This is a genomic window from Variovorax monticola (assembly GCF_051216855.1).
Classification (GTDB): domain Bacteria; phylum Pseudomonadota; class Gammaproteobacteria; order Burkholderiales; family Burkholderiaceae_C; genus Variovorax.
The window spans coordinates 99,680-125,744 of the sequence record NZ_JBPJZP010000006.1; the positions used below are offsets into that span (position 1 = coordinate 99,680).

The 26,065-nt window shown below is 68.9% G+C and carries 25 protein-coding genes; 14 read left to right on the forward strand and 11 right to left on the reverse strand.

The features are described from left to right. Positions 1-11 precede the first annotated feature (11 nt). The 4 genes from ACSFA5_RS21475 to ACSFA5_RS21490 are packed head-to-tail and all read right to left on the reverse strand — an operon-like array spanning position 12 to position 4,075. Positions 12-992 carry a Bug family tripartite tricarboxylate transporter substrate binding protein gene (locus ACSFA5_RS21475; protein WP_435446069.1) on the reverse strand — a complete coding sequence of 327 codons (981 nt, stop codon included), beginning with the start codon at positions 990-992 and terminating at the stop codon, positions 12-14. Positions 993-1,036: 44 nt separating this feature from the next. Then, a complete protein-coding gene (locus ACSFA5_RS21480) occupies positions 1,037-1,762 on the reverse strand; it encodes a FadR/GntR family transcriptional regulator (RefSeq protein ID WP_435446070.1) in 726 nt (241 codons plus the stop codon). Positions 1,763-1,776: 14 nt separating this feature from the next. Continuing rightward, positions 1,777-2,745 carry a PDR/VanB family oxidoreductase gene (locus ACSFA5_RS21485; RefSeq protein ID WP_435446071.1) on the reverse strand — a complete coding sequence of 323 codons (969 nt, stop codon included), beginning with the start codon at positions 2,743-2,745 and terminating at the stop codon, positions 1,777-1,779. Positions 2,746-2,755: 10 nt separating this feature from the next. Continuing rightward, entirely contained in the window at positions 2,756-4,075 is a 1,320-nt protein-coding gene (locus tag ACSFA5_RS21490; RefSeq protein WP_435446072.1) for a Rieske 2Fe-2S domain-containing protein, read from the reverse strand. A 75-nt stretch (positions 4,076-4,150) separates the two neighbouring features. Here ACSFA5_RS21490 and ACSFA5_RS21495 point away from each other — a divergent pair, with 75 nt between their 5' ends. After that, the gene (locus tag ACSFA5_RS21495; RefSeq protein WP_435446073.1) at positions 4,151-4,654 is read left to right on the forward strand and encodes a nitroreductase family protein; all 504 of its coding nucleotides are present in this window, start codon (positions 4,151-4,153) and stop codon (positions 4,652-4,654) included. An 18-nt stretch (positions 4,655-4,672) separates the two neighbouring features. On the opposite strand, the gene ACSFA5_RS21500 is transcribed toward ACSFA5_RS21495, so the two are convergent. Continuing rightward, entirely contained in the window at positions 4,673-5,644 is a 972-nt protein-coding gene (locus tag ACSFA5_RS21500; RefSeq protein WP_435446074.1) for a Bug family tripartite tricarboxylate transporter substrate binding protein, read from the reverse strand. A 119-nt stretch (positions 5,645-5,763) separates the two neighbouring features. Continuing rightward, entirely contained in the window at positions 5,764-8,007 is a 2,244-nt protein-coding gene (locus ACSFA5_RS21505; protein ID WP_435446075.1) for an acyl-CoA dehydrogenase family protein, read from the reverse strand. A 137-nt stretch (positions 8,008-8,144) separates the two neighbouring features. Between ACSFA5_RS21505 and ACSFA5_RS21510 the strand changes: the two genes are divergently transcribed. The 5 genes from ACSFA5_RS21510 (at position 8,145) to ACSFA5_RS21530 (ending at position 13,201) form a co-directional block, all read left to right on the forward strand. Further along, positions 8,145-9,086 carry a FadR/GntR family transcriptional regulator gene (locus ACSFA5_RS21510; protein WP_435446076.1) on the forward strand — a complete coding sequence of 314 codons (942 nt, stop codon included), beginning with the start codon at positions 8,145-8,147 and terminating at the stop codon, positions 9,084-9,086. 146 nt (positions 9,087-9,232) lie between these two features. Next, positions 9,233-10,027, forward strand: coding sequence for a CoA-transferase subunit beta (locus ACSFA5_RS21515; protein WP_435446077.1), 795 nt, complete (start codon positions 9,233-9,235; stop codon positions 10,025-10,027). Positions 10,028-10,041: 14 nt separating this feature from the next. Beyond that, the gene (locus ACSFA5_RS21520) at positions 10,042-10,932 is read left to right on the forward strand and encodes a CoA transferase subunit A (RefSeq protein ID WP_435446078.1); all 891 of its coding nucleotides are present in this window, start codon (positions 10,042-10,044) and stop codon (positions 10,930-10,932) included. A gap of 13 nt (positions 10,933-10,945) precedes the next feature. After that, the gene (locus ACSFA5_RS21525; RefSeq protein WP_435446079.1) at positions 10,946-12,145 is read left to right on the forward strand and encodes a CaiB/BaiF CoA transferase family protein; all 1,200 of its coding nucleotides are present in this window, start codon (positions 10,946-10,948) and stop codon (positions 12,143-12,145) included. Between the two features lie 36 nt (positions 12,146-12,181). Continuing rightward, a complete protein-coding gene (locus ACSFA5_RS21530; RefSeq protein ID WP_435446080.1) occupies positions 12,182-13,201 on the forward strand; it encodes a Bug family tripartite tricarboxylate transporter substrate binding protein in 1,020 nt (339 codons plus the stop codon). A gap of 67 nt (positions 13,202-13,268) precedes the next feature. Here the strand turns inward: ACSFA5_RS21530 and ACSFA5_RS21535 are convergent, their stop codons facing one another. Further along, positions 13,269-13,667: a Zn-ribbon domain-containing OB-fold protein gene (locus tag ACSFA5_RS21535; protein ID WP_435446081.1), complete on the reverse strand. Its 399-nt coding sequence runs from the start codon at positions 13,665-13,667 to the stop codon at positions 13,269-13,271. A gap of 1 nt (position 13,668) precedes the next feature. Further along, entirely contained in the window at positions 13,669-14,838 is a 1,170-nt protein-coding gene (locus ACSFA5_RS21540; protein WP_435446082.1) for a thiolase domain-containing protein, read from the reverse strand. 239 nt (positions 14,839-15,077) lie between these two features. On the opposite strand from ACSFA5_RS21540, the gene ACSFA5_RS21545 reads away from it, so the two are divergent. The 8 genes from ACSFA5_RS21545 (at position 15,078) to ACSFA5_RS21580 (ending at position 23,552) form a co-directional block, all read left to right on the forward strand. Then, the gene (locus ACSFA5_RS21545; RefSeq protein ID WP_435446083.1) at positions 15,078-16,724 is read left to right on the forward strand and encodes a long-chain-fatty-acid--CoA ligase; all 1,647 of its coding nucleotides are present in this window, start codon (positions 15,078-15,080) and stop codon (positions 16,722-16,724) included. Between the two features lie 58 nt (positions 16,725-16,782). Next, a complete protein-coding gene (locus ACSFA5_RS21550) occupies positions 16,783-17,556 on the forward strand; it encodes an SDR family NAD(P)-dependent oxidoreductase (RefSeq protein ID WP_435446084.1) in 774 nt (257 codons plus the stop codon). 10 nt (positions 17,557-17,566) lie between these two features. After that, complete coding sequence (locus ACSFA5_RS21555; protein ID WP_435446085.1) at positions 17,567-18,535, forward strand: NAD(P)H-dependent flavin oxidoreductase; 969 nt, start codon at positions 17,567-17,569, stop codon at positions 18,533-18,535. Positions 18,536-18,633: 98 nt separating this feature from the next. After that, a complete protein-coding gene (locus ACSFA5_RS21560; RefSeq protein WP_435446086.1) occupies positions 18,634-19,674 on the forward strand; it encodes a DUF7064 domain-containing protein in 1,041 nt (346 codons plus the stop codon). Then, the gene (locus tag ACSFA5_RS21565) at positions 19,671-20,465 is read left to right on the forward strand and encodes an enoyl-CoA hydratase/isomerase family protein (protein ID WP_435446087.1); all 795 of its coding nucleotides are present in this window, start codon (positions 19,671-19,673) and stop codon (positions 20,463-20,465) included. The genes ACSFA5_RS21560 and ACSFA5_RS21565 overlap by 4 nt, the downstream gene beginning before the upstream one ends. 37 nt (positions 20,466-20,502) lie before the next feature. Further along, positions 20,503-21,369, forward strand: a complete 867-nt coding sequence (locus ACSFA5_RS21570; protein ID WP_435446088.1) for a MaoC/PaaZ C-terminal domain-containing protein — start codon at positions 20,503-20,505, stop codon at positions 21,367-21,369. Between the two features lie 20 nt (positions 21,370-21,389). Next, complete coding sequence (locus ACSFA5_RS21575) at positions 21,390-22,358, forward strand: NADPH:quinone oxidoreductase family protein (protein ID WP_435446564.1); 969 nt, start codon at positions 21,390-21,392, stop codon at positions 22,356-22,358. A gap of 57 nt (positions 22,359-22,415) precedes the next feature. Then, positions 22,416-23,552 carry an acyl-CoA dehydrogenase family protein gene (locus ACSFA5_RS21580; RefSeq protein ID WP_435446089.1) on the forward strand — a complete coding sequence of 379 codons (1,137 nt, stop codon included), beginning with the start codon at positions 22,416-22,418 and terminating at the stop codon, positions 23,550-23,552. A gap of 46 nt (positions 23,553-23,598) precedes the next feature. On the opposite strand, the gene ACSFA5_RS21585 is transcribed toward ACSFA5_RS21580, so the two are convergent. From ACSFA5_RS21585 to ACSFA5_RS21595, 3 genes are read right to left on the reverse strand one after another with little or no spacing between them, the layout of a single operon-like run. Then, positions 23,599-24,738: an acyl-CoA dehydrogenase family protein gene (locus tag ACSFA5_RS21585; protein WP_435446090.1), complete on the reverse strand. Its 1,140-nt coding sequence runs from the start codon at positions 24,736-24,738 to the stop codon at positions 23,599-23,601. Next, the gene (locus ACSFA5_RS21590) at positions 24,735-25,061 is read right to left on the reverse strand and encodes a DUF6285 domain-containing protein (RefSeq protein WP_435446091.1); all 327 of its coding nucleotides are present in this window, start codon (positions 25,059-25,061) and stop codon (positions 24,735-24,737) included. The genes ACSFA5_RS21585 and ACSFA5_RS21590 overlap by 4 nt, the downstream gene beginning before the upstream one ends. A gap of 5 nt (positions 25,062-25,066) precedes the next feature. Further along, positions 25,067-26,065, reverse strand: a complete 999-nt coding sequence (locus tag ACSFA5_RS21595) for a phosphotransferase family protein (protein ID WP_435446092.1) — start codon at positions 26,063-26,065, stop codon at positions 25,067-25,069.

The window sequence follows — 26,065 nt, forward strand, 5'->3', positions numbered from 1 at the left end:
GAAGGGTGTTCTCACATCTGGATGTTGGCTTTGCGAACGACCGGGCCCCACTGGGCGGTCTCGTCGCGAATGAGCTTGTCGAGTTCGGCCGGCGTGCTGCTGCGCGCCTCGACGTTGCGCTCGGAGAACATCTTTCGCACCTCGGGGCGCGCCACCGCCGCGACGATGGCCGCATGCAGCTTGGCGACCACGTCGTCGGGCGTGTCCTTGGGCGCGAGCACGCCGAACCAGGCCGAGCTGCGAAAGCCCGGCACGTCGTCGGCGATGGCCGCCAGGCCGGGCACGGTGTCGGTGGCCTTCGGCGTGCCCACGGCGAGGTAGCGCACCTTGCCGGAAGCGACGAGCGTGGCGCCGTCCAGGCCGGTGACGAACGCGGCCTGCAGCTGGCCGCCCGCGAAGGCGGTCATCATCGGCGCGCCGCCGTTGTAGGGAATGTGCTGCATGCGCAGCCCGGCCGCCTCGTTGAAGTATTCGGCCGTGAGGTGCGACAGCGAGCCGTTGCCGACCGAGCCTATGTTGAGCGTGTTGCCGTTCTTCTTGGCGTAGGCGAGAAATTCCTTCATCGTCCTGGCGGGGCTGTCGGCCGGCACGGCCAGGATCATCGGCGTGATCGCCACGGTGGAGATGGAGCGCAGGTCCTTGGCCTGGTCGTAGGGCACCTTGCGCATCAGCGCCACCACCGCGTTGGGCCCGGTGTTGCCGAACACCAGCGTGTAGCCGTCGGGCGCGGCCTTGGCCACGTAGTCCACGCCGATGGTGCCGCCGGCACCGGGCTTGTTCTCGACGATGACCTGCTGGCCCAGCGTCTCGCTCATCGACTGCTGCACGGCGCGCGCGAGCTGGTCGGTGCTTCCGCCGGCGGCGTAGGGCACGATCATGCGGATCGGCTTGTGGGGAAAAGCGCTCTGCGCGAAAGCCGGCACGGCGAGCGACAGGCAGGCCGCGCACAGCAGGGCGCGACGGTGGAAGCGGGGGAAAGGGGGGGCGGTCATCGGAGGTCTCCTGGTTTTTTCATCGAATCGAGGGTGGGGTGCGGTCAGTCGCCGAGCACGGCCGACCAGTAGCTGCGGGCGCGGTCCATGTGCCGCAGGATCAGCAACTGCGCCTTGGCCGAATCGCGCTGCCGGATGTGCGCCAGCAGGCGGTGGTGCTCGCGCAGCGAGGCCTTGCCTTGCGCCAGGTCGGCGAACATCGCCTCGCGGCGGCGGCCGGTGAAGCGGTAGAACGCGTTGAGCACGCGCACCAGCACCGAGTTGTGGGTGGCATCGACCAGCGCGATGTGGAACTCGGTGTCCGCCGCGGCGATGTTGCCCTGCTGCGCCAGCACTTCGTCGGTGCGGCGCAGCACGTGTTCCATGCGCGTCAGATCGTCATCGGTGCGGCGCTGGCAGGCCAGGCCTGCCGCCAGCACTTCGAGATGCGCGCGCACTTCCATGGTCTCGGCCACCTCGGTGGGCGTGGGCGTGGCGCCCATGTCGGCCAGCATCACCAGCGCCTCGAAGCTGCTCTCGCGCTCCACGTGCCGCAGGTAGATGCCCGAGTTGGGCCGCGACTCCACGATGCGCAGCGTGGCCAGCGTGGCCAGCGCCTCGCGCACCGCGTTGCGGCCCACGCCCAGGCGCTCGGCCAGGTCGCGCTCCGAAGGCAGCCGGTCGCCGGGCTGCAGGCGCCGGTCGCGCAGGTAGGCGAGGATGCCCGCGATCACGCCGTGGCTGCCGCTGGCTTCGTGCGGTTCGGCGGTCGGTTCCAGTCTTGTCGGCATGGCGTGCCTCCGGTTCAGAGATCGAGCACCAGCGTCTTCGAGCGCGAACCCGAGCAGCAGATCATGATCGTGTCGTTCGACTGCTTTTCTTGCGCGCTCAGGAAGTCGTCGCGGTGGTCGGGGTCGCCCGAGATCACCGGCGTGCGGCAGGTGCCGCACACGCCGGCGGTGCAGGCGTAGGTCACGTCGATGGCATGGTCGAGCAGGGTGTCCAGAATGGTCTTGCCCGGCGCCACCGTCAGGCGCTGGCCGCTGCGGTTCAGCACCACCTCGTAGCCGCCTTCGGTGGCGGCCTCGCTGCTGGCGGCGAAGCGCTCGAAGTGCACCGTGTGCGGCGCGTGCGAGGCGCAGGCCGCGATGAAGGCGTCGATCATGCGCGCCGGTCCGCAGCAGTAGAGGTGGGCTTCGGGCGGGGCATTGCGCACGATGGCGGCGATGTCGAGCCGGTCGGTGCGCAAGGAGCCGAAGCACAGGTCGATTTCGCCCAGGCCGTTTTTTATGCCGTCCATCGCCTGCAATGCGTCGATGTACGCGGCCTGCTGCGGCGAGCGGCTCGCATAGTGCAGGCGCCAGCGGCGCCCGAGCGCGTCCAGCCGGTGCAGCATCGACAGCACCGGCGTGATGCCGATGCCCCCCGCGATGAAGACCGATTGCGCCGCGTCTTCGGCCAGCGCGAAGTCGTTGCCGGGCGGCGTGGCGCGAAACAGATCGCCCACGCGCGGCGCCGAATGCATCCATGCGGAGCCGCCGCGCCCTTCGCTGTTGCGCTGCACCGCGATCACGTAGCGGCCCTGGTCCGACGGTGCGTTCACCAGCGAGTAGCTGCGCACCATGTCCTGCGGCAGGTGCAGGTCGATGTGCGCGCCGGCGGTGAAGGCGGGCAGGGGCGCGTCGCCGGCCGGCACGAATTCGTAGGAGGCGATGCCCTCGGCCTCCAGCCTGATCTGTCGCAGGCGAAGCCGGATCGGGGGTGTGCTGTTCATCGTGTCCCGCTCAGGGCGTGTAGCCGAAGTCCGCGCCGAGGCGCGCCGTCATCAGTTCGCGGCCCGACTCGCTCCACGATTGCCCGGCCGGCACGGTGAGCGACACCGCGCGCACCATCGGCAGGTCGGGGTCTTCGATGCGCGGCGGGCGCTGCTCGCGCACCGAGAGGTTGCGCACCGTCTCCAGCAGCAGGCGGCGCGTCATGGCGATGCCGGTGTCGCTCATGCCCAGGTGCTCCCTGGAGCGGTCGTAGATGGGGGCCACGCCCGACTGGCAGGCCGCGTCCTGCACCCACAGGCCGGGCAGGCCCGAGAACCAGGTCTTGGTCTGCGCGTCGTAGTTGAAGAGAAACGCGCTCTGCAGGTTGAACCTGGTCCAGTACTTCGCGTAGGGCTCGGTGGGCGGGCGCGGTGCGTAGGCGTTGACGCTGGGGTGTCCGGTTTCGCGCCCCGCGTGGCCGTTGTCGAAGAGCTTGCGCGTCTTCTCGTAGAACTTCTGCGTCGGGTGGTACGAGAACATGATGCACAGCGTGTGCTCGTCGTCCAGCGGCACCCAGGCGTGGCCGCTGAGCTCCGGGTACTGCGACTGCGGCGGCACCAGCGTATAGAAGGGCAGCATGAACTGGTTCACGCGCCAGTAGTGCGTGTTCTCGTCGAGGACGCGGCGGGACGCCACGCTCATGCCGAAGTCCTGGCGCTTGCACTCGAAGGTGGGGCGCAGGTCCTTCTTGGCGGTCCAGTCGCTGATGGCGCCCTGGGCGTCGATGCGGCCGTGCAGGATGGGCGCGTGGGCCGAGTCGATCTCGCCCTCCACGGCCTGCAGCCAGTTGCACTCCTGCACGCGAAAGCTGATGTACACGTTCTCCTCGGGCACCAGGTTCCATTCGAGGTTGGGCAGCGGCGGCAGGTTGTCGCGGTCGGGGCCCATGTAGGCCCAGGCGATGCCGTTGCGCTCGCGGCAGGGGTAGTTCTTGATCTGCACCGTTTCCTTGAGCCGGCTCTGCGCGGGCTCGGCGGGCGTGTCGAGCACATGCCCGTCGACGCCGAACTTCCACCCGTGGTAGATGCAGCGCACGCCGCAGTCTTCGTTGCGCCCGAACACCAGCGGCGCGCCGCGGTGCGGGCAGGCGTGGTCGATCAGGCCGATGCGGCCTTCGCTGTCGCGAAAGGCCAGCAGCTCCTCGCCGAGCAGCCGCACGCGCTGCGGCTGGCCGTCGACCTGAAGGTCGCGCGTGGGCAGGAAGGGAATCCAGTAGAGGCGCATCAGCCGACCCATCGGGGTGTCGGGGCCGACGCGGACCAGCGTTTCGTTGTCTTCGTGCGAGAGCATGGGCGCAAATTCCTTGTGGGGCGGGGGACACGGCAGGTGGTGTGTCCACTTTGGATGACCAAATTGGTAGGACCAATGCTAAGGTCGGACTTCCCGCAGCGCAAAGGTTTTGGGCAAAGACCTTTAGAATGGATCAACCATAGAATATTCGGTGACGATCGCCCTGCGTACCGCGATCGGCGCCGCGAATGCGGCTTCCAGCTGTACGACAGCGTGGGCATTGCGCACGGCGACCGCGAGGCCTCCGCGCGGCAGGCTGCGCTCAACTTCGGATTTTTCGGTGCGCCGCACATGGCGCTGATCACCACCGAGGCGGTGCTCGGCACCTACGGCGTGCTGGACTGCGGCGCGTACGTCAGCAACTTCATGCTCGCCGCGCGCAGCCGTGGCATGGCCAGCATCGCGCAGGCTGCGATTGCGTCGCGCGCGAAGTTCCTGCACCGCTGGTTCGAGATTCCGCCAGACCGGCAGGTGGTGTGCGGCATCTCGTTCGGCTACGAGGACCCGGCGCATCCGGCGAACCGCTTTCGCACCGCGCGCGCGGCGACCGACGAGGCTTGCCGCTGGATCGAGGACTGAGCGAGCCCGCGCCCGCGCTCAGAGCTTGATGCGCCCCGTGGCCACCAGCTTTTGCGTCAGCGTGAGCTGCTCGGCAAGGAAGCGCGTGAGCTTCTCGGGGGCCCAGCCCACGGGCTCGAAGCCCAGTTCGAGCAGCTTGGACACCACGTCGGGCATCTTCAGGATGCGTGCCATCTCCACCGTGAGCTTGTCGAGGATCGGCTTGGGCGTGGCAGCCGGCGCAAAGAGTGCGCCGAAGCCCGGCATGTTCACGGCCGGAAAGCCCGCCTCGGCGAAGGTGGGCACATCGGGGTAGAGCGGAAAGCGGGTCGGGCTGGCCACTGCCAGCGCGCGGATCTTGCCCGGGTAGCGCGACACGCCGCCCAGCGAGACCACCGCCGTGTCGATCTGCCCGCCGATCAGGTCCTGCAGCGCCGGTGCCTCGCCCTTGTAGGGCACGTGCACCGTGTCGATGCCGGCCGCCATGTTGAGCAGCTCGCCCACGAAGTTGCCGCCCGACCCCTGGCCGTACGAGCCGTAGGAAATCTTGCCGGGCTTCGACCTGGCGAGGTCGACCAGCTGCTTCAGCGTGGTCACGCCCAGCGATTCGCGCACGCCGATGGCGATGGGCGTCAGCGCCAGCATGCTGACGGGCGCGAACTCGGACATCTTGTAGATCTGCGTGGGCTGCAGCACCAGGTTGCTGATGAACGCGCTGTAGTTCACCAGCAGCGTGTAGCCGTCGGGTGCCGCCTTGGCCACGCTGGCCGCGGCAATCGCGCCGCTGGCTCCGGCCTTCGACTCCACGATGCTCGGCTGGCCCCAGGCCTCGGTGAGCTTTTGCCCGATGACCCGCATCATCGTGTCGTGGCCGCCGCCCGGCGGTGTCGGAATGATGAACTTGATGACGTTGTTCGGGTAAGGCTGCTCGGCGCGGGCGAAGGGCGCCAGTGCGGCGGCACCCAGCAGGCCCAGGCCCGTGTTCAAAGTGCGGCGGCGGGACGGATTCATCGGGTTGTCTCCTGATAATATTGAATTGGTTGAACCATACATAATGTGGTTCGAATGATCAATCGGCGCCGACCCGCACAAGGCACGCCGACGCGCCGGCGCCGAGACTGCCGCGCGCTTCAGCGCGGCAGGCCGAGCCCGCGCTGGGCGATCAGCGTGCGCTGGATCTCGTTGGTGCCGATGCTGATGACCCACATCAGCGAATGCCGCAGGTTCTGCTCGATGCGGCCCTGCAGCACCGCACCCGGGCTGCCCTCGGAAAGCGCGCCCTCCATGCCCAGGATGTCGAGCGCCACTTCCCCGAAGCGCTCCATGAGTTCGCCCGAATAGACCTTGCTGGCCGCCGCGTCGTGCAGCGGCGTCTCGCCCGCGTTCACGCATTCGGCGCAGTGCATCATCATCTGGCGGCCGGCCTCGATCTGCGCGGCGAGCTCGCCGATGCGCTCGCGCACCAGCGGGTCGCGCCGCATCGGCCGGCCGTCCAGCTGCGCGCCGCGGATGTGGTCGCACAGCAGTTCGAAGGCATGCGCCACCTTCATCACGATGCCGCCGCCGATGAAGCCGCGCTCGGTGGCCAGCGCGCCCACCAGCACCTTCCAGCCGCCGTTGAGCTCGCCGACCATGGCGTCGGCGGGCACCCGCACGTCGTCGTAGAACACGTTGGCGAAGCTGCCGCCGTACATCGTGGTGGAGGTCTTGACGGTGATGCCGGGCGTGTCCATCGGCACGATGAACAGGCTCAGGCCGGCGTGCGGCGGACTGGCATCGGGGTCGGTGCGGGTGGCCAGCAGCATGTACTCGCCCCAGTAGGTGGTGGTCCAGATCTTCTGGCCGTTGATCACGTAGTGGTCGCCGTCGCGCACGGCGCGCGTGCGCATCGAGGCCAGGTCGGAGCCCGCGTCGGGCTCGCTGTACCCCATGCCGTAGATCGCTTCGCCGCGCAGGATCTCGGGCAGGTAGCGGTCCTGCTGCGCCGGCGTGCCGTGCACGTGGAGCATGGCCGACTGCACCGGCGCGCCCGCGCGGGGCGCCTCGGCGCGTTCCATTTCCTCGACGAAGGCCAGTTGCTCGAAGGCGCCGCGCGCCTGGCCGCCGAAGCGGCGCGGCCAGCCGAGGCCGATCCAGCCGGTCTCGCCGAGCTCGCGCGCGAATGCACGATCGTGCTCGCGCTGCTTGAAGGGAAGGCGGTCGTGCGCGGCCTTGCGCCCGGCCGGCCAGTGCACATTCAGCCAGGCGCGGACTTCCTCGCGAAAGGCATTGCCTTCGGGGCCGAGGTCGTACTCCGGCAAGGCATTCGGCACCTCGCCGAGAAAGTGCTCCGCCAGCTCCTCCCTGGCCAGGCGGGCGCCGCCGTGGCGCAGCACGTCCAGGTGCACCTGCTTGAAATGGCGTGGCGCCTCGTGCTCCTCGCTGTAGCCGATCGCGCCGAAGGTGTGCTGGGTCTCCAGCGCCACCCTGCGCAGCGTGGCGCCCGCGAGCGCGCAGGCCGACGAGACGAACACTCGCCAGGACCCGGCACCGATGTCGTGCTGCCGCGCGGCGTTGGCGTGCGTGAGCCGCGCGCCCAGCAGCGCGATCTGGTTGTCCGCCAGCTTGTGCTGGATGGCCTGGAAGCTGCCGATCGGGCGGCCGAACTGCTTGCGCTCGCCGGCATAGGCCACGGCCATCTCGAAGGCGCGCGTGGCGGCGCCGGTCGCGCGGGCGCACAGCGCGAGCCGGGCCATGAGCTGCAGGTCGTGCAGCGCCTGCACCGGAATGTCGACGAGTGTCGCGGCCACATCGGAAAGGGTGATGCGGCACAGGCCGTCGGTTCCCATCGCGGGGGTGGCGTCGATGCGCACGCCGGGCGCTGTCGCGTCGATGATCGCGAGGGCGGGGCCGGTGACGGCCACGACGAAGTGGGTGGCGCCGTGCGCGAGCTCGACGAACGACAGTTCGCCCGACACGGCATTGCCGGCCACGGTGGCGGCGCCCGCGCTGCGGTCGCCGTCGAAGGCACCGAGCGCCAGCACCACGCGTGCCTGTCCGGTGCGCGCCGCATCGAGCAGGGCGGGCTCGTCGCCTGCGGCCGTGCGCGGGCGAGCCAGGTGCAGCAGCGCGACGTGATGCACCGGCACCGGGCAGGCCGCGCGGCCCATTTCTTCCATGACGATGGCGATCTCGCGCAGGCCGCCTTCGCTCGCGTCGGTGCCCAGCGCCGTCAGGCCCTGGTCGGCGAGCTGGCGCCAGGCCTCCTGCACGCGGCCGGGGTCCTTGGCCCATTCCACGGCGGTGGCGGCGGGCCAGTGCCTTGCCAGGAAGCCGCGCACCGAGTCGCGCAACATGGCTCGTTCTTCGTCGCTGGGCAGGTTCTGCTGCGGCATCTGTCGTCTCCGAAATGAAATCAATGGTCGAACCATTCTATTATCAGTTGGGAAGCGAGGAAAACCGCGGGCAGGAAAAGACCCGCATTTATCATTGGCTCAAAGGTCCAACTTTTACAATTTTTCAGGGGATCGCCATGAGCACCAAAGATTCGCAACAGGCCCAGGCCCAGGCCCAGGCTCAAGCCGAGCTGCCGGCCGGCGCGCCCGCGTCGGCCGCCAAGTTCAAGGTCATACGCTCCGCGCGTGCCTTCGAGGAGATCGCGCAGCAGATCCGCAACGAGCTCTCGCAAGGCCGGCTCAAGGTGGGAACGCGGCTGCCGTCGGAGCGCGCGCTGTCGGAGCAGTTCGGCGTGTCGCGCAACACGCTGCGCGAGGCGCTGCGCTCGCTGGAGCATGCCGGGCTGATCCGCTTGCAGAAGGGCGCCAGCGGCGGCGCCTTCATCAGCGGGCGCAGCGGAGACGCCATCGCCACGGGCTTGATGGACATGTACCACATGGGCGCCATCCAGCCGGCGCAGCTCACCGAGGCGCGCATCTGGCTCGAGTCGATCCTCGTGCGCGAGGCCTGCGCGCGAGCCACGCCGGCCGACATCGAGGCGCTGGGCGACAACATCGATGCCGCCGAGGAGGCCACGCGCAAGGACGACTTTCCCGCGCGCGCCGCCACCAACCTGGAGTTCCACCGCATCCTCGCGCGCATGACGGGCAACCCCATCATGGTGATCGTGATGAACGGCGTGCTCAACGTGCTGGCCGAGTTCATCGGGCAGGTGGGGCACTATGAAAACGCCTATGTACTGCCCTCGCGCCGCCGCTTCCTGAAGCACCTCGCCGCCAAGGATTCGGACGCCGCCGTGGCGGAAATGGAGTCCATCCTGAAGCGCCTGCAGCGCAGCTACCTCTCGAAGGCCGTGGACGAGCCGGAGGACGAGGCGCCCGCGACGCCGAGGGCGCGTGCCAAGCCGGCGGTGAAGTCGACGGCAGCGAAGCCGGCAGTGAAGAAGCCCGCCGCAAAGCCCGCCGCAAAGGCCGCTGCAAAGCCTGCCGCAAAGTCCGCCGCCAAAACCGTCCGCTGATTTCCGCGACGCGCAAGCGCCGCCGCCGGGACCGCATGCCGCAGGGCATGCGGTCTTTTTTTGCGCCCAGCCCGGCCAATCCCGCTTGACAGGCCCCGGCGCGGCTTCTACCATTTTGCAATGGTTCAACCAAAATGAAGCAAACAATGCAAACAGACGACAAGCCGTCTACCGGCGAGTTTCTCGCGGTACTGCTGGCACGCGACTTCGAGGATGGCGAAAAGGTCATCATCGGCACCAACTCCGACATCCAGCTGGCCGCCTGCAACCTGGCGCGCGAGATCCAGGCACCCAGGCTCTGGTGGATCTCGGGGCCCGGCGGCATGGTCAACCCGGTGCGCGACCACCTGCTGTCCACCGCCGACTCCGAGAACATCGAGTCCTCCGAGGCCTGGATGGACCTGCCGAACATGATCGACTTCATCGACTGGAAGATCCACTTCTTCGACTTCGCGATTCTCTCGGCGCTGCAGGTCGACCGCTTCGGCAACATCAACACCGTGGTGGTCGGCGACCACGCCAAGCCCAAGGTGCGCGGACCCGGCACGGTCGGCATCAGCGCGCTGTGCGGCCTGGCCAAGCGCTTCTACGTGGCCCTGACGCGGCACGACAAGAGCGCCTTCGTGCCGCGTGTCGATTTTCTGTGCGGCCCCGGCCACATGGAGGGCGGCAACTCCCGCGAAGAAGCCGGACTGCCCGCGGGCGGGCCCAAGCTCGTGGTGTCGCCGCTGGGCGTGTTCGACTTCGAGCCGGTCACCAAGGCCATGCGCGTGCGCTCGGTCCACCCCGGCGTCACGCTGGACCAGATCCAGGCCGCCACCGGTTTCGAGATGCGCGTGGACGGCACGCCGCCTGTCACCGTGCTGCCGACCGCCGAGGAGCTGCGGCTTCTTCGCACCCGCATCGACATCCGCGGAACCCTGCGCCGCAAGTTCCCCTGAAGAGGCACCTCCCCATGAGCAACAAAAGCAAACTGATTTCCCTCGACGAGGCCGTGGCCGTCGTGAAAGACGGCGACAAGGTCGGCCTGGGCGGCTGGATCTTCAACGGCCAGCCGATGGCGCTGGTGCGCGCGCTGATTCGCAAGGGCGCGCGCAACCTCGACCTGATTCCGGCGCCCGGCTCCATCGCACCCGACATGCTGATCGGCGCAGGCTGCGCGCGCAGCACGGCCTGCGTGTTCATCAGCTTCGAACAGTTCGGCCTGGCGCCGCACTTTCGCCGCCAGGCCGAGGCCGGCACGCTGAAGGTGTACGAGCTCGACGGCCCGGGCATCGCGGGCGGCCTGCGCGCGGGCATCTGCGACATGCCGTGGACGGCGATTCCCGACCTGGGCACCGACCTGCCGCGCCACACGCCCGAGCACTACTGGCCGCTGCCCTCCAAGCCCGGCGAGCGCAAGATGCTGGCCGCCGCCGCCATCAAGCCCGACGTGTGCCTGCTGCATGCCCAGCAGGCCGACGAATACGGCAACGTGCAGTACCTGGCCACGCCGTTCTTCGACGCCATGCTCGCGCAGGCCTCGCGCCATGTGATCGTCTCGGTCGACCGCATCGTGTCGAGCGACACCATTCGCCGCTCGAACCACCTGACCAAGCTGCCCGGCGTGATGGTCGATGCCGTGGTGGAGGCGCCCTACGGCGCGCACCCGACGTCGTCGCCCACGCTCTACCGCGCCGACGAACGCCACCTGAAGGACTACGTGAAGGCCAGCGCGAGCGAAGAGGCCTTTGCCGCCTACCTGGCGCGCTACGCCCGGGATGCGGGCGCGCATGCCGCCTACCTCGATGCACTCGGCGGCGCCCGGCTCGCCGGCCTCGCGGTGTCCGAATCGAACCTCGCATGAACAAGGCCCCCCGATGAGCACCACCCCCGCCGCCAAGCCCGGCATTCTCGACGGCGTGCGCGTCCTCGACTTCACCGCCATGATGTCGGGCCCGTATTGCACGCGCCTCATGGCCGACCTCGGTGCGGAGGTCATCAAGGTCGAGCCGCCCGAAGGCGACTACATCCGCCTGCGCGCACCGCGCCGTGAGGGCCGGAGCACCTACTTCGCGCAACTGAACGCCGGCAAGAAAAGCCTGGCGCTCGACCTCAAGAAGCCCGAGGCGATCGCGCTGATTCGCGAGATGGTCGCCAAGTGCGACGTGCTGGTCGAGAACTACCGCCCCGGCGTCATGAAGCGCCTGGGGCTGGACTACGAGTCGCTCTCGGCGCTGAACCCCAAGCTGGTCTATTGCTCGATCTCGGGCTTCGGCCAGGAGGGCGCCTGGGCCGGCCGCAGCGCGTATGCGCCGGTGCTGCACGCGGCCAGCGGCTACGACATGGCCAACCTCGACTACCAGGAAGGCGACGTCGAGCGGCCGCTGAAGAACGGCATCTTCGTAGCCGACGTGCTGGGCGGCTCGCTGGCCTTCGGTGCGGTTCAGAGCGCGCTGTACCGCGCGGCGCGCACGGGGGAGGGCGACCATGTCGACCTGTCGCTGATGGACGCCATGCTGGGCATGCTGGTCTACGAATGCCAGGAGGCGCAGTTCCCGGCCGAGCGCCGCCGGCCGCTCTACCGGCCCACCAAGGCGAAAGACGGTTTCCTGCTGATCGCGCCGGTGAGCCAGCTCAACTTCGAGGCGCTCTCGCGCTGCACCGGCCATCCGGAGTGGATCACCGACCCGCGCTTTGCTGTGAGCCAGGACCGCGAGCATCACTGGGGCGAGCTCATGCAGCTGCTCGACGACTGGGCCGCGCCGCAGAGCGCGGCCGAGTGCGAGGCGGCCATGAACGCGTCGGGCGTGCCGTGCTCGCGCTACTTCACGGTGCGCGAAGCCATGCAGTTGCCGCCGTTGCAGGAGCGCCAGGCCTTCCAGACCATCGACGACGGCTCGGGTCCGTTCCAGGTGCCGAACCCCGCCTTCCGCTTCGCCCGCACCGCCGCGCACGCACGCAACAGCGTGCCCGCGCTCGGCGGCGACGGCCCGGCGCTGCTCGGCAGCCTGCTGGGACTGAGCGAGGAACGCATCGCCGCATTGCGGGAGAGTCGCACGCTGCACGTGCGCGGCTGAGCCGCAAGTCCGTTCATAAAAAAAGGAGACAACGAGATGAAGAGCAAGTTGAAGCGCCTGTCGAAGGCGCTGTGGGCCGCGCTGCTGGCCGCGGGGGCGATGGCGCTGCCGCAGGCCGGTATCGCGCAATCCGCGCAATCCGCGCAACCTGCGCACTCGGACTTTCCGACCAGGCCGATCACGATCGTGGTGCCGTACCCCCCGGGCGGCACCACCGACGTGCTGGCGCGCGTGCTGCAGGAGCCGATGCAGCGCTTTCTCAAGCAGCCCGTGATCATCGAGAACAAGGCCGGTGCGTCGGCCGTGCTCGGCACCAAGTTCGTCGCCAAGGCGCCGGCCAATGGCTACACGCTGCTGTTCCCCAACAACGGACTGGTCATCTCGCCCCAGGTATCGAAAGACGCCGACTACGCCCCGCTGAAAGACTTTGCGCCGGTCTCGCTGGTGTCGCTGCAGCCGATGATCCTGGTGGTCAATCCTTCGGTACCGGCCACGACGGTGCGGGAGCTGATCGACTACGCCAAGGCCAACCCCGGCAAGCTCGACTTCGCGACCGCCGGGCCGGCCTCGTTCGGCCACCTGGCCACCGAGCTCTTCAGCCGCCGCGCCGGCATCCAGATGACGCACATTCCCTACAAGGGGCAGGCGCCGACCACGCAGGCGATCCTCACCGGCGAATCGAAGCTGCTGCTGAGCACCAGCTCGTCGCAGATGAACGCGTTCATCAAGGACGGCAGGGTGAGGCTGCTGGGCGTGAGCTCGCTGCAACCCTCGCCGCTGGCGCCGGGCGCGCCGCCCATTGCGAACACGCTGGCGGGGTTCAATCCCGAGGTGTGGTTCGGCCTGTTCGCGCCGGCCGGCACGCCGCGCGAGGTGGTGGCCAAGCTCAACGAGGCCATCGTCAAGGCGCTCGCGCTGCCGGAGGTGAAGGAAAAGTTCGAGACCGCGGGCGCCGCCGCGACCGGCAGCACGCCCGAGCAACTGGGCGCGCGCATCACCGAGGAATATGCGACGTGGACCTCGGTGATCCGCGAGGCGAACATCAAGGCCGATTAGCCGGCGCCTTCCGCAGCGCCGAAAAAATGCCGCAGCATGCTGCGGCATTTTTTCGTTCGGCGCAGGTTCAGGCCGGCGTGAACATCGGCACGGCGAAGCCGCCTTCGGCCGGCTTGAAACTCAGCTTCACCCGGTCGCCGATGCGCAACGCATCGAGGTCGCAGTCGACGATGTTGGTCAACATCGTCACGCCTTCGTCCAGCGTCACGTAGGCGATGGCGTAGGCGATGGGGCCGGCGCGGCGCGTCACGCTCACGCTGTAGATGGTGCCCAGGCCCGAGGCGTCTTCCCATTCGGTGTCGCCCAGGCAGTAAGGGCACAGCGCGCGCGGATACCAGTGGATCCTGGCGCAGGCGGTGCAGCGCTTGATGCGCAGCACGCCTTCCTTGGCTGCATTCCAGTAGTGCTCGGTGGCGGCATCGACGATCGGTGCGCCCAGCGGGCGGTCTTGGGACATCGTGGTCATATCAGCTTCTCTCCATGATCAGGGTGGCGCTGCCGTGGCGCGAGCCGAGCAGGCCGCCGGTGCCTTGTGCCAGTGCGAGCCCGCAGTTGGGCACCTGCACCTTGGGGTGCGCTTCGCCGCGCAATTGCCGCACCGCCTCGATCACCTTGGTGATGCCGCCGCGGTTGGCCGGGTGGTTGTTGCACAGGCCGCCGCCGTCGGTGTTGAACGGGAGCTTGCCGATGCCGGAGATCAGGTTGCCGTCCATCACGAATTTGCCGCCTTCGCCCTTCTTGCAAAAGCCCAGGTCTTCCAGCTGCATCAGCACGGTGATGGTGAAGCTGTCGTAGATCGATGCGTACTGGATGTCCGCCGGTGTCACGCCCGCCTCGGCGAAGGCGATCGGGCCCGAGACGGCCGCGCCGGAGTAGCTGAGGTCGACCTGGCCGTTGGCCTGGCCCTTCACCGTTTCGCCCGCGCCCAGGACGCTGATCACCGGGCGCTTGAGTGCGCGCGCGATCTCGGGGCGCACCACCAGCAGCGCGCCGCCGCCGTCGCTCACCACGCAGCAGTCGAGCTTGTGCAGCGGGTCGGAAATCATCGGCGAGGCCAGCACTTCCTCGACCGTGACGGGGTCGCGCAGCATCGCGTGGGGGTTGTATTGCGCGTGCGCGGCGGCGGCCACCTTGATCCACGCGAGCTGCTCGCTGGTGGTGCCGAACTCGTGCATGTGGCGGGCTGCGGCCAGCGCATACATGTTCACCGTGATGGGCGCATAGGGCATCTCCCAGGGCACGTCGGGCGTGGCCGCGGTCACGTTGCGCGGACCCGTTCCCACGCTGCTGGCCTCGCTGCGCGGGCGCCCGGCCAGCGTGATCAGCGCGACGTTGCATTTGCCCGCGGCAATGGCCTGCGCCGCATGCGACACCTGGATCAGGTAGGCGGAGCCGCCGGTGTCGGTGGTGTCGACGTGCCGCACCTTCAGGCCCAGGTAGTCGACCATGCTCAGCGGGCCGAGGCCGGGCGCGTCGCCGGCGCAGAAGTAGCCGTCCACGTCCTGCAGCGAGAGGCCGGCGTCGGCCAGGGCGCCGCGCGCGCATTCGGCATGCAGCTGCGCGACGGTCTTGTCGGGCGCCTTGCGCGTGGGGTGTTCGAAAGCGCCCGCGATGCAGGCCTGTCGTTTGATGCTCATTGATTGCTCCGTGTTCTTCCCTTTGCGGGACCATGAAATCGACCGACGCCTGCGGCTCGGCGCGCTTGACGCTGGCTCGGTCCCATCATTATCATTGGTTCAACCAAATTAAATCAACAGGCAGAAGCGCTTGTCGATGAATCGCAACCTCCCTGCGAGGTTCGCAAAGTCGGCTTGCGCCGTCTGCTGCGACCGGACCGGTGGCGCGCGACGACGAACGCCAGAAAGAGAAAAACAGAATGACCCCGCATGAACTGAGCACGTGGCCGCGCGGCCTGCCGCGCGACATCGACATTCCGCCCACCAACCTGTACGCCAACCTGCAGGTGTCGGCCATGCGCTACCCGCAACGCCCGGTGCTGGTCGACGACTTCGGCAGCCTGAGCTACACCGAGCTGGTCGAGCAGGTGGAGCGCATCGCGGCCTTCCTGCAGAACGACCTGGGCGTGCAACGCGGCGATCGCGTGCTCATCTACATGCAGAACGGGCGCGGCTGGATCGCCGCCTACTACGCCGTCCTGCGCATCAATGCCGTGGTGGTGCCGGTGAACCCGATGAACAAGCGCGAGGAGCTGCCGCACTACCTGAGCGACACCGATGCGGTGGCGGCCTTCTGCGGCGCCGACAACGTGGCGGAACTGCTGGCCGTGCCCGCCGCGCAGCAACTGCGCCGCGTGATCGTGGTGGGCAACCCCGGGCCGGCCGAGGCGCAGCCCGAACCGGCGCACCACCTGGCCCGCACCATCGGCCTGCGCCGCGTGCTCGCCGCGGCCTCGGGCCACGCCACTCCGCTGGAGCACCTGCCCGATGCACTGGCGCTCATTCTCTACAGCTCGGGTTCCACCGGTGCGCCCAAGGGCTGCATGCACACGCACCGCACGCTCACGGCCAGCACCGTCATCGTGGCGCACTGGATGGGCCTGGTGCCGCATTCGGTGCAACTGGTGGCGCTGCCGTACTTCCACATCACCGGCATGCAGAACCTGCTGAATGCGCCCATCTACGGCGGCGGCACGCTGGTGCTGATGCAGCGCTGGAACCGCGAACAGGCGGCCGAACTGATCGCGCGCCACCGCGTGAGCCACTGGACCGCTATGCCCACGATGGTGATCGACTTTCTCGCCAGCCCGCGCCTGGCCGAATACGACCTGAGCTCGGTGCGGCGCATCGGCGGCGGCGGCGCGGGCATGCCCGAGGCGGTGGGCGAGCGGCTGAAGGCGTTGACGGGGCTGGACTTTCTCGAAGGCTACGGCCTGTCGGAAACCGCGCACGTGTCGGGCAACCCGCCGGCCGCGTTCAAGCGCCAGTGCCTGGGCGTGCCGCTGTTCAACACCGACCTGCGAATCATCGACCCCGACACGCTCGCCGAGCTGCCGCCGGGCGTAGTGGGCGAGATCGTGATGGCGGGGCCGCAGGTTTTCGTCGGCTACTGGCGCAACGAAGAGGCCACGCGCACGGCCAGCCTGGAGATCGACGGCAAGCGCTTCGTGCGCAGCGGCGACCTGGGCCGGCGCGACGAAGAGGGCTACTTCTTCATCGTCGACCGGCTCAAGCGCATGGTCAATGCCTCGGGCTTCAAGGTCTGGCCGGCCGAGGTGGAAGCGATGCTGCACGAGCACCCGGCCATTGCCGAAGCCTGCGTGATCGCCGCCATCGACCCCTACCGCGGCGAAACCGTCAAGGCCGTGGTGGTGCTGCGCGACGCGCTGGCCGGCCGGGTGCGCGAGGCCGACATCATCGAATGGTCGAAGAACCGCATGGCCGCCTACAAGTACCCCCGGCTGATCGAGTTCGTGGCGGAGCTGCCCAAGTCGGCCACCGGAAAGATCGCCTGGCGCCAGCTTCAGGACGCCGAACGCGCGAAGGCGCTGCCGACCGCAGCTTGATCGGCGGCGCGAAGCCATCTATCATTGGTTCAACCAAACTAAATTGAGCGGACATCCCATGCAGAATCTCGTCACTCTCGAAGGTCGCACCATCGTCGTCACCGGCGCGGGGCAGGGCATCGGCAAGGCCATTGCCGAACTGGTCATCGACCTGGGCGGCAACGTGGTCGCGCTCGACCTGAACCCCGACAGCCTGAAGTCCGCCATGGCCGAGTTGCCGGCCGCTCGGGTGCAGCAGGTGGTCGGCAGCGTGACCGATGCCGCGCTCGCCGCCAGTGCGGTCGAGGCGGCCGTCGCCCGCTTCGGTGGCGTGCACGGCCTGGTGAACAACGCGGGCATCACCCGCCCGGCCATGATCGAGAAGATGACGCCCCAGCAGTGGCAGGACGTGATCGACGTGCACCTGACCGGCACCTTCTTCTGGCTGCAGGCCGTGGGCCGCCACATGGTGGCGCGCGCCAAGAGCGGCGACACCACCGGCGGCGCGATCGTCAACATCTCGTCGGACGCGGGGCGCAAGGGCTCCATCGGCCAGGTCAACTACGCGGCGGCCAAGGCCGGCATGCTGGGCATCACGATGACGGCAGCGCGCGAATGGGGCAAGCACAACATCCGCACCAACTCCATCTGCTTCGGCGTGGTCGAGACGCCGATGACCGAGGTGGTGCGCGGCGAGAAATTCCGCGACGGCATGCTCGCGCAGATTCCGCTGGGCCGCTGGTCGACGCCGCAGGAGGTGGTGAAGACGGTGTGCTTCCTGATGTCCGATGCCGCCTCGTACATCACCGGCCAGCACCTGGGGGTGAACGGCGGCTTCCATATCAGCCTTTGAGCAGCGGGCCATGAAGACTCGCCTGACCGAACTGCTGGGCATTCGCTACCCGATCGTGCAGGGCGGCATGCAGTGGGTGGGCCGCGCCGAGATGGCCTCGGCCGTCTCGAACGCCGGCGGCCTGGGCATGCTCACCGCGCTGACGCAGCCCACACCCGAAGACCTGGCGCACGAAATCGAACGCTGCCGCGGCATGACGGACAAGCCCTTCGGCGTGAACGTGACGATGCTGCGCAGCGTCAACCCGCCGCCTTACGAGCGCATCTTCGCGACCATCGTCCAGAGCGGCGTGAAGATCGTCGAGACGGCCGGCAACGTGCCCGCGGAGGTGGTCGGCCTCCTCAAGCGCAACGGCATCGCGGTGCTGCACAAGTGCACCTCGGTGCGCCACGCGCTGGCGGCCGAAAAGCGCGGCGTGGACGTCATCAGCATCGACGGTTTCGAATGCGCCGGCCATCCGGGCGAGGACGACGTGCCGGGGCTGGTGCTGATTCCGGCCGCGACGCGCGCGCTGAAGATCCCGGTCATCGCCTCGGGCGGCATTGCCGACGGGCGCGGCATGGCGGCCGCGCTGGTGTTGGGCGCAGAAGGTGTGAACATGGGCACGCGCTTCGTCTGCACGCAGGAGGCGCCGGTGCACGACCGCATCAAGCAGGCGCTGGTGAACGGCAGCGAGCGCGACACGCGCCTGATGTTCCGCAGCATGGGCAACACCGCGCGCGTGTTCGCCAACGCGGTGGCCGAGGAGGTCATCGCGACCGAGCGCCGGCCCGGCGGGTGCGCTTTCGAGGATGTGCGTGTGCTGGTGTCGGGGGCGCGCGGCAAGGCGGCGCTCGAAACCGGCGAGCTGGACGCCGGCCCGGTCTGGGCCGGGCAGGTGATCGGGTTGATCGACGACGTGCCCACCTGCGCCGCGCTGCTGGAGCGCATGGTGGCCGAGTGCCGCCAGCAGCTCGCGCGCGCGGCATCGTTCTTCTAGAACGGGCCGCCCCCATGCGGCGCCGCGGGTCGTCCGGTTTTCGCACCGTGCTGCGCGTGCATCGCCGAAGCCCTTGCCCCCCGAAAAAGGAAACCTCCATGTACATGCCCCCCGACAGCAAACTGCACCTCGACCCGCAGGACGAATACACCCACGCGCCCGAAGCCGCCGGCAACTACAACGAGAGCATGTACTTCAATGCATTCGACACCGCGCGCGGCATCGGCGCGTGGATGCGCCTGGGCAACCGGCCCAACGAAGGCCATGCGGAGATGAGCTGCTGCGTCTACCTGCCCGACGGCCGCGTCGGCTTCATGCACGGCCGCCCGGCCATCGCCCACAACGAGGCGATGGACGCCGGCGGCATGCGCTTCGAGGTGCTCGAGCCCTTCAAGCGCCTGCGCGTGAGCTACGAGGGCGAGCTGCTGATCATGGACGACCCGCACGCCATGGCCGACCCGAGCAGCGCCTTCAAGCGCTACCCCAAGCGCCGCGCGAGCATCGCGCTCGACTACGAAGGCGTCTCGCCGATGCACGGCGGCGAAATCGTCGCGCTCGACGGCAGCCGGCTCGAGGTCGACCCCGAGCATTCGGTCTATCGCGGCCACACCGAGCAGAGCATGGCGGTGCGCGGCCACATCACGGTGGACGGCGAGCGTTACCCCATCGACGGCTTCGGCTACCGCGACAAGTCGTGGGGGCCGCGCCACTGGCACAGCTTCTATTGGTACAAATGGCTGCCCGTCACCTTCGACCGCGACTTCGGCGTGCTGCTGTCGGTCAAGGGGCAGCGCGGCGGCCGGCCCAACAACGTGAGCGGCAACGTGCTGCGCAATGGCCGCTACGAGCCGGTGATCGACGGCCGCATCGCCACCGTCTACGACGACAAGTACTACCCGGTGCGCTTCACCGCGCAGGTGCGCACCGCCGAGCGCAGCTACACGCTCGAAGGCGAGGTCGGCGCCATGGTGCCGCTGCGCCATAAAAGCGCGAGCGGCGTGCCGGGCGCCTACACCCGCATCACCGAAGGCATCACCACCTACCGCTGCGAGGGGCGCACGGCGCTGAGCATGTCGGAGTACTGCGACGTGATGGTGGACGGCACCCCCATCTCGGTGCGCGAGGAGCCCGCCGCATGAAGACGCTGACCTGCACCGTCGAGGACGGCATCGCCACGCTGACACTCGACCGGCCCGAGTCGAAGAACGCCATCAGCCCCGCCATGGCCGACGAACTCGGCGAACTGCTGGCCGGCATTCGCACCGACGACGCGGTGCGCGTGCTCATCGTCACAGGCGCGGGCGGCGCTTTCTGTGCCGGCGGCGACGTCAAGGCAATGGGCGAGGGCGGTCCGCGCACGCCCGAGCAACGGCGCGCCGGCATGGCGCGCTACACGCGCGTGTGCACCGAGCTGATGGCGCTCGACCGGCCGGTGATTGCGGCGGTCGACGGCGTGGCCTTCGGCGCCGGCTTCAGCATCGCGCTGATGTGCGACATCGTGCTGCTGAGCGACCGTGCGCGGCTGTGCATGGTGTTCCAGCGCATCGGCCTCGTTCCCGACATGGGCGCCTTCTACACGCTGCCGCGCGTGGTGGGCCTGCAGCGCGCCAAGGAGCTGATTTTCTCGGCGCGCGAGATCGATGCGGCCGAGGCGCAGCGCCTGGGCATCGCCATGGAGGTGCTGCCCGCCGACGGCCTGATGCCGCGCGCCCGCGCCATAGCGCAGAGCTTTGCCGGGGCCTCGCCCGTGGCCATGAGCATCTCCAAGCGGGCGCTGCAAGGCTCGCTGGCCAGCGACCTGCAGACCGTGCTCGACATCGAATCCGCAGGCCAGGCGCTGGCGTCGAACAGCGACTACGCCAAGGAGGCGGTGCGCCGCTTCACCGCGCGCGAGCCGGCCCAGTTCCGCTGGCCGCCAGCCGCCGCCTGAACCACACAGCCCCACACCCAAAGAGAAGGCAGAACAGATGCTCGACTACCGCAAGGCACGCGACTGGCAATCCGGCGATGTGCACCACGCCTACACCCCCAAGGACACCATGCTCTACGCCCTCGGCCTGGGCATGGGCGCCGACCCGCTCGACGAGAAGCAGTTGCGCTTCGTGTACGAGAAAGACCTGGTGGCGTTGCCCACCATGGCCGCCGTGCTGGCTTCGCCCGGCTTCTGGATGCGCGAGCGCAGGGAGATCGGCATCGCCTTCATGAAACTCGTGCACGGCGAGCAGTCGGTGCGCCTGCATGCGCCGCTGCCGCCTTCGGGCACGGTGACAGGTCGCACGCGCGTCACGCGGGTGGTCGACAAGGGCGAAGGCAAGGGCGCGATCCTGCATGTGGAAAAGGAGCTTTTCGACGCCGACCGGCAGCCGCTGGCCACGGTCGAGAGCGTCTATTTCCTGCGCGGCGACGGCGGATTCTCCAAGGCCGACGGCCAGGCCGACGAGGCAGCGCCCGTTGCGGCGGCCATGCCCGAGTCGGCGCCCGAACTGGTGCTCGACCTGCCCACGCGCGCCGACCAGGCCTTGCTGTACCGGCTTTCTGGCGACATCAACCCGCTGCACGCCGAACCCGCGTTCGCCGCCAAGGCCGGCTTTGCGCGGCCCATCCTGCACGGACTCGCGACCTGGGGCATTGCCGGGCGTGGCCTGGTCGCGGCATATGCGGATTTCGATGCGACGCGCCTGTCGGCCATGCGCGCGCGGCTGTCGGCGCCGGTGTATCCCGGCGAAACTATCCGCCTCGAAGGCTGGCGCGACGGCAGCGACATCGCTTTTCGTGCCCGCGTGGTGGAGCGCGACGTGCTCGTGCTGACCAACGGCCGGGCTGCGCTGCGGTGACGGAGACGGTGGCGGTGACGATGAGGGCTTGGCGGGTCGAAGCCCTGAGCGATCCGGGGCAGATGCGGCTGGCCGAAGTGCCGGTGCCCGTGCCGGCGGACGACCAGTACCTGGTGAAGGTGGAGGCGGCGGGCCTCAACTTCCTGGACACGCTTGCCGTCAAAGGCCGGTACCAGACCAGGCCTGTGCTGCCGTTCACGCCAGGCGTGGAGGTCGTGGGCACCGTCGTGGGCGGCGAAGGCGCGGGCACGCGCGTGGCCTGCGCCACGCCGGTCGGCAAGTTCGGCGGCTTCGCCGAATACGCACTGGTGCCGCGCGCCGAGGCGATGCCGATCGCCGTCGACGTGCCGCCCGGCGCGGCCCTGGCGCTGCGCGGCAACTACCCGACCTCGCTCTACGCGCTGCGCCACGCGGGGCGGCTGCAGTCCGGCGAAACGCTGCTGGTGCATGCAGGCGCCGGCGGCGTCGGCAGCGCCGCGGTGCAACTGGGCAAGCTGATGGGCGCGCGCGTGATCGCCACCGCGGGCAGCGCTTCCAAGCGCGATGCCTGCGTGGCACTGGGCGCGGACGCGGCCGTCGACTACACCGACCCGAAGTGGGTCGACGAGGTGCGCAAGCTAGCGCCGAGCGGTGTCGACGTGGTCTGCGACCCGGTCGGCGGCGAGACCGGCGCGCAAAGCGTGCGCTGCCTGGCCTTCGGTGCGCGGCTGCTGGTGGTCGGCTTCGCGGGCGGCGCGCTCACGCAGTTGCCGGCCAACCGCCTGCTGCTGGCCAACGCGTCGGCAGTCGGCGTGTTGTGGGGCGAGGTGCGCAAGCGCGACCCCGGCCTGGCCCGGCAACTGGCCGACGAGATCCAGGCCTGGTACCTGCAAGGGCGCCTGCGCCCGCTGGAGGCCTCGGTGTTCGACTTCGAAGACGCGCAGTCCGCGCTCGCGGCACTGGAGCAGCGGCAGACCTCGGGCAAGGCGATCCTGGTGATGCGCCGCTGAGGCGTGCATTCGGCACGCGGGTGCGTCATAATCAATGGTTCTACCAAAGGAGATATCATGGATTTCGACCTGCCCCCCGAAGCGGAAGAGATGCGAGTTGCCACGCGCGACGCCGTCGATGCGCTGCTGAAGCTGGAAACGCGCTACCAGGAGACCGGCGAAGTGCCCGAGCAGGTGGAAACCACCCTGCGCGAGATGGGCTTCTACGGCATGTCCATTCCCGAGGCGTACGGCGGCATGCCGGTCGACCACCTGACCAGCGTGGCGGTGCAGCTCGAGCTGGCGCGCCTGCCGCCGCAGTTCTGGCCCTTCGTGCGCTCCGCGCTCGGCCCGGGCGTGCACATCGTGGTGGACCACGGCTCGGAAGCGATCAAGAAGAAGTGGCTGCCCGAGATCGCCTCCGGCCGCTCGCGCAACTGCATCGCGATCACCGAGCCGCACGCCGGCTCCGACGCCGCCAAGATGACGACCACCGCGCGGCGCGACGGCGACCACTACGTGCTCGACGGCGTGAAGACTTTCATCTCGAACGCCAACCACGCGCACTCGATCACCGTGCTGGCCTCGACCGACCGCTCTGCGGGCAAGAAGGGCATCTCGGCGTTCCTGCTCGACACCACCACGCCGGGCTTCCAGGTGACGCGCACGATGCCCACCATGGGCTGGATGGATGACAGCCTGTGCGAAATTTCCTTCACCGACTGCCGCATCCCGGTGGAGCACCTGCTGGGCGAGGAAGGGCGCGGCCTGTCGTATGCGATGTCGGGCCTGAACGAAGGGCGCCTGAACGTCGGCTGCCAGGCGCTGGGCCCCGCGCAGATCGCGCTGGACGAGACCATCGAGCACGCCAAGACCCGCGTCACCTTCGGCCAGGCGCTCGGCGAGCACCAGGCGATCCAGCACATGATCGCCGACATGGCGATGGACTTGCATGCCGCGCGCATGGTGCTGTTCGAAGCCGTGTGGCGCGCCTCGCGCGGCGAAGACGCGCGCATGAAGGCCTCGATGGTGAAAGTGATCTGCACCGAAGCCGCCTGCCGCATCGCCGACAAGGCGCTGCAGATCTTCGGCGGCTCGGGTTACTGCCGCGGCACCATCGTCGAGCGGGTGTACCGCGACCTGCGCGTGCTGCGGATCTACGAGGGTGCCTCGGAAATCCACCGCAACATGATCGCCCGGCAGTTGCTGGCCTGAGCGGGCAGGGCCCGCCGGCTGGCCTGCGCCGGCAACGCTTGCCGGTTCAGCGCATCAGCTCCCGCGCGATCACCACGCGCTGGATCTGGTTCGTGCCTTCGAAGATCTGGTTGAGCTTGGCGTCGCGCATCATCTTCTCGACCGGGTAGTCGCGCACATAGCCGTAGCCGCCGAACACCTGCACCGCGTCGGTCGTGACCTTCATGGCCATGTCGCTCGCAAAGCACTTGGCCATGCTCGCGAACTTGGGCAACTGCTCCCAGTCGCCGATGTCGGCCAGGCGCGCGGTCTCGTACACGAGGCAGCGCGCGGCCTCGATCTGCATGGCCATGTCGGCGAGCATGAACTGGATGCCCTGGAACTCGACGATGGCGCGCTTGAACTGCTTGCGTTGCTTGGCATAGGCCAGCGCTGCGTCGAACGCGCCTTGTGCGAGGCCCACCGACGCAGCGGCGATGGCCGGGCGGTTGAGGTCGAGCGCGCGCATGGCCGAGCGAAAGCCCTTGCCTTCCTCTCCGAGACGGTTCTCCACCGGCACGCGCACGTTGTCCAGGTACACCGGCACGTTGATCGTGCCCTTCATGCCCATCTTGCGTTCGTTGCGCCCGAAGGCGAGGCCCTTGCTGTTCTTCACGTCCACGATGAACGGGCTGATGTCGTCGGCGCCGCCGCGCTCGCCGGTCTTGGCGAACACCAGGATGTAGTCGGCGCGGCTGCCGAAGGTGCACCACTGCTTCTGGCCGTTGAGCACGTAGCTGTCGCCGTCGCGCACGGCGCGCGTGCGCATGCCGCCCACGTCGCTGCCGCAGTCGGGCTCCGAGATGGCAATGGCCGTGACGGTACGGCCTTCGGCCAGCAGCGGCAGGAAGCGGGTCTTTTGCTCGTCGGTGCCGAAATGCATGATCGGCAGCGCGAACATCGTGTTCATGCCCGCCATGAGCGCGCAAGACTCCGACACGCGAGAGATTTCCTCGCGCGCGATGCACACCATCGTGAGGTTGGCGCCGGGGCCCCCGTATGCCTCGGGCACCCAGAGCTGCAGCAGGCCCATGTCGCCATAGATCGGAATCAGCTCTTCGGGAAAACGGTGGTTCTCGTCGATCTCGGCGGCAATGGGTGCCACGTGCCGCTCGACCATGCGGCGCACGCCGTCGCGAAAGGCCATCTGTTCTTCGGTGAAATTCATCGGGGGCTTTCGGTGTGTGTCCATTTGGGGTTGTTGATGGCGAGCGCCTCGCCCAGGCCTTGGCGCAGCTGCGCGGCCAGGGCGGCGTCGATGGGGACCTGGCCGGACCCGATGGCCTCGGCCAGCGCGAGGCGCGCTGCCGAGGCCGCCGCCTCGTCCTGCGGCCCGTCCAGGCGCAGCTCGCGCTCCACGATGCGCAGCACGTTCAGCGTCACGCGCACCTGGAAGCGGTGGTAGCCCTCCAGCGTGGGCAGCAATTCGTCTTCGAGGTAGCGGGCGGCCGCCTGCAGCAGGGTGCCGGCGGTGGGTACGGAGTTCGGCATGCGGGTCAGTCCTCGACGAGTTGGAAGAAGTCCCACAGCGGCTCTTCCATGCGGCGGCCCACCGCGCACAGTTCCACGCTCGCGGGGCTGCCGTCGGCGCGCACCGAGAGCCCGCGCCGCACGCAGCCGATGGCCCACTTGAGGTTGGAAAACGCCTCCCAGAAGCGCACGCGACGAGGGTCCACCGGCGTGCCGCTCGCACGCTCGTAGGCCGCGTACAGGTCTTCGCGCGAACCGAAGCCGCCGGCTTCGCCCTCGCCGCCGAAGCGCCAGGTGCGCATGCACAGCACGCCCAGGTCCTGCATCGGGTCGCCGATGCGCGCGATCTCCCAGTCGAGCACGCAGCGAATGCCGTCGGGCCCGACGATCAGGTTGCCGGTGCGAAAGTCCGAATGCACGAGCGCGTCGTTCCAGTCAGTGGGCAGGTTCTGCCGCACCCACTGCATCGCATAGGCGAGCGCGGGATGGCGAAATCCGGTGCGCGCCAGCAGGTCGCCGTACACGTCCAGCTCCTGCGCGGGCGACAGCCGCTGCAGAAAGGGCAGGTCGGCGACCGGCATTGCATGGATCGTCGCGAGGATGGCGCCGGACTGCGCCGCCATCACGCCGCGCGCGCCGGCACAGGCCGGGTCGGACACCAGCTTGCGGCCCAGCGTCTCGCCCTCGATGCGTTCGGTGACGTAGCCACGCTCGAGGCCGTCGTGCACGTCGAGGATGGCCAGCACCGTGGGCGCGGGCACGCCGTGCGCGCGCGCCGCGATCATCAGGCGCGCGTCTTCGGCCGCATCGAGCTTGGGCGCCGCGCGGGCGGTGGGCGGGGGTGGGGCGGGCGTCTGCTGCAGGATCATGGGGCGCCGCCCGCCGGCGGTGAGCAGGTCGAAGGACCAGGTCGTCTTGGTGGCGCCGCCGGTGAGCCGGCGCAGGTCGTCGACGCTGCCGTGCAGCCCCGCATGGCGCTGCAGCGCGGCGGCGAGGCGCCGCCCCATGTCGTGTGCCGCGTGCAC

Bases quoted from the DNA above. Each gene is read 5' to 3' on its own strand.
- ACSFA5_RS21525 (WP_435446079.1), top strand. From the start codon at position 10,946: ATGAGCACCACCCCCGCCGCCAAGCCCGGCATTCTCGACGGCGTGCGC.
- ACSFA5_RS21485 (WP_435446071.1), bottom strand. From the start codon at position 2,745: ATGAACAGCACACCCCCGATCCGGCTTCGCCTGCGACAGATCAGGCTG.
- ACSFA5_RS21480 (WP_435446070.1), bottom strand. From the start codon at position 1,762: ATGCCGACAAGACTGGAACCGACCGCCGAACCGCACGAAGCCAGCGGC.
- ACSFA5_RS21500 (WP_435446074.1), bottom strand. From the start codon at position 5,644: ATGAATCCGTCCCGCCGCCGCACTTTGAACACGGGCCTGGGCCTGCTG.
- ACSFA5_RS21545 (WP_435446083.1), top strand. From the start codon at position 15,078: ATGACCCCGCATGAACTGAGCACGTGGCCGCGCGGCCTGCCGCGCGAC.
- ACSFA5_RS21565 (WP_435446087.1), top strand. From the start codon at position 19,671: ATGAAGACGCTGACCTGCACCGTCGAGGACGGCATCGCCACGCTGACA.
- ACSFA5_RS21510 (WP_435446076.1), top strand. From the start codon at position 8,145: ATGAGCACCAAAGATTCGCAACAGGCCCAGGCCCAGGCCCAGGCTCAA.
- ACSFA5_RS21555 (WP_435446085.1), top strand. From the start codon at position 17,567: ATGAAGACTCGCCTGACCGAACTGCTGGGCATTCGCTACCCGATCGTG.
- ACSFA5_RS21560 (WP_435446086.1), top strand. From the start codon at position 18,634: ATGTACATGCCCCCCGACAGCAAACTGCACCTCGACCCGCAGGACGAA.
- ACSFA5_RS21515 (WP_435446077.1), top strand. From the start codon at position 9,233: ATGCAAACAGACGACAAGCCGTCTACCGGCGAGTTTCTCGCGGTACTG.
- ACSFA5_RS21495 (WP_435446073.1), top strand. From the start codon at position 4,151: ATGCTAAGGTCGGACTTCCCGCAGCGCAAAGGTTTTGGGCAAAGACCT.
- ACSFA5_RS21530 (WP_435446080.1), top strand. From the start codon at position 12,182: ATGAAGAGCAAGTTGAAGCGCCTGTCGAAGGCGCTGTGGGCCGCGCTG.
- ACSFA5_RS21585 (WP_435446090.1), bottom strand. From the start codon at position 24,738: ATGAATTTCACCGAAGAACAGATGGCCTTTCGCGACGGCGTGCGCCGC.
- ACSFA5_RS21490 (WP_435446072.1), bottom strand. From the start codon at position 4,075: ATGCTCTCGCACGAAGACAACGAAACGCTGGTCCGCGTCGGCCCCGAC.
- ACSFA5_RS21575 (WP_435446564.1), top strand. From the start codon at position 21,390: ATGAGGGCTTGGCGGGTCGAAGCCCTGAGCGATCCGGGGCAGATGCGG.
- ACSFA5_RS21540 (WP_435446082.1), bottom strand. From the start codon at position 14,838: ATGAGCATCAAACGACAGGCCTGCATCGCGGGCGCTTTCGAACACCCC.
- ACSFA5_RS21580 (WP_435446089.1), top strand. From the start codon at position 22,416: ATGGATTTCGACCTGCCCCCCGAAGCGGAAGAGATGCGAGTTGCCACG.
- ACSFA5_RS21590 (WP_435446091.1), bottom strand. From the start codon at position 25,061: ATGCCGAACTCCGTACCCACCGCCGGCACCCTGCTGCAGGCGGCCGCC.
- ACSFA5_RS21520 (WP_435446078.1), top strand. From the start codon at position 10,042: ATGAGCAACAAAAGCAAACTGATTTCCCTCGACGAGGCCGTGGCCGTC.
- ACSFA5_RS21550 (WP_435446084.1), top strand. From the start codon at position 16,783: ATGCAGAATCTCGTCACTCTCGAAGGTCGCACCATCGTCGTCACCGGC.
- ACSFA5_RS21535 (WP_435446081.1), bottom strand. From the start codon at position 13,667: ATGACCACGATGTCCCAAGACCGCCCGCTGGGCGCACCGATCGTCGAT.
- ACSFA5_RS21475 (WP_435446069.1), bottom strand. From the start codon at position 992: ATGACCGCCCCCCCTTTCCCCCGCTTCCACCGTCGCGCCCTGCTGTGC.
- ACSFA5_RS21505 (WP_435446075.1), bottom strand. From the start codon at position 8,007: ATGCCGCAGCAGAACCTGCCCAGCGACGAAGAACGAGCCATGTTGCGC.
- ACSFA5_RS21570 (WP_435446088.1), top strand. From the start codon at position 20,503: ATGCTCGACTACCGCAAGGCACGCGACTGGCAATCCGGCGATGTGCAC.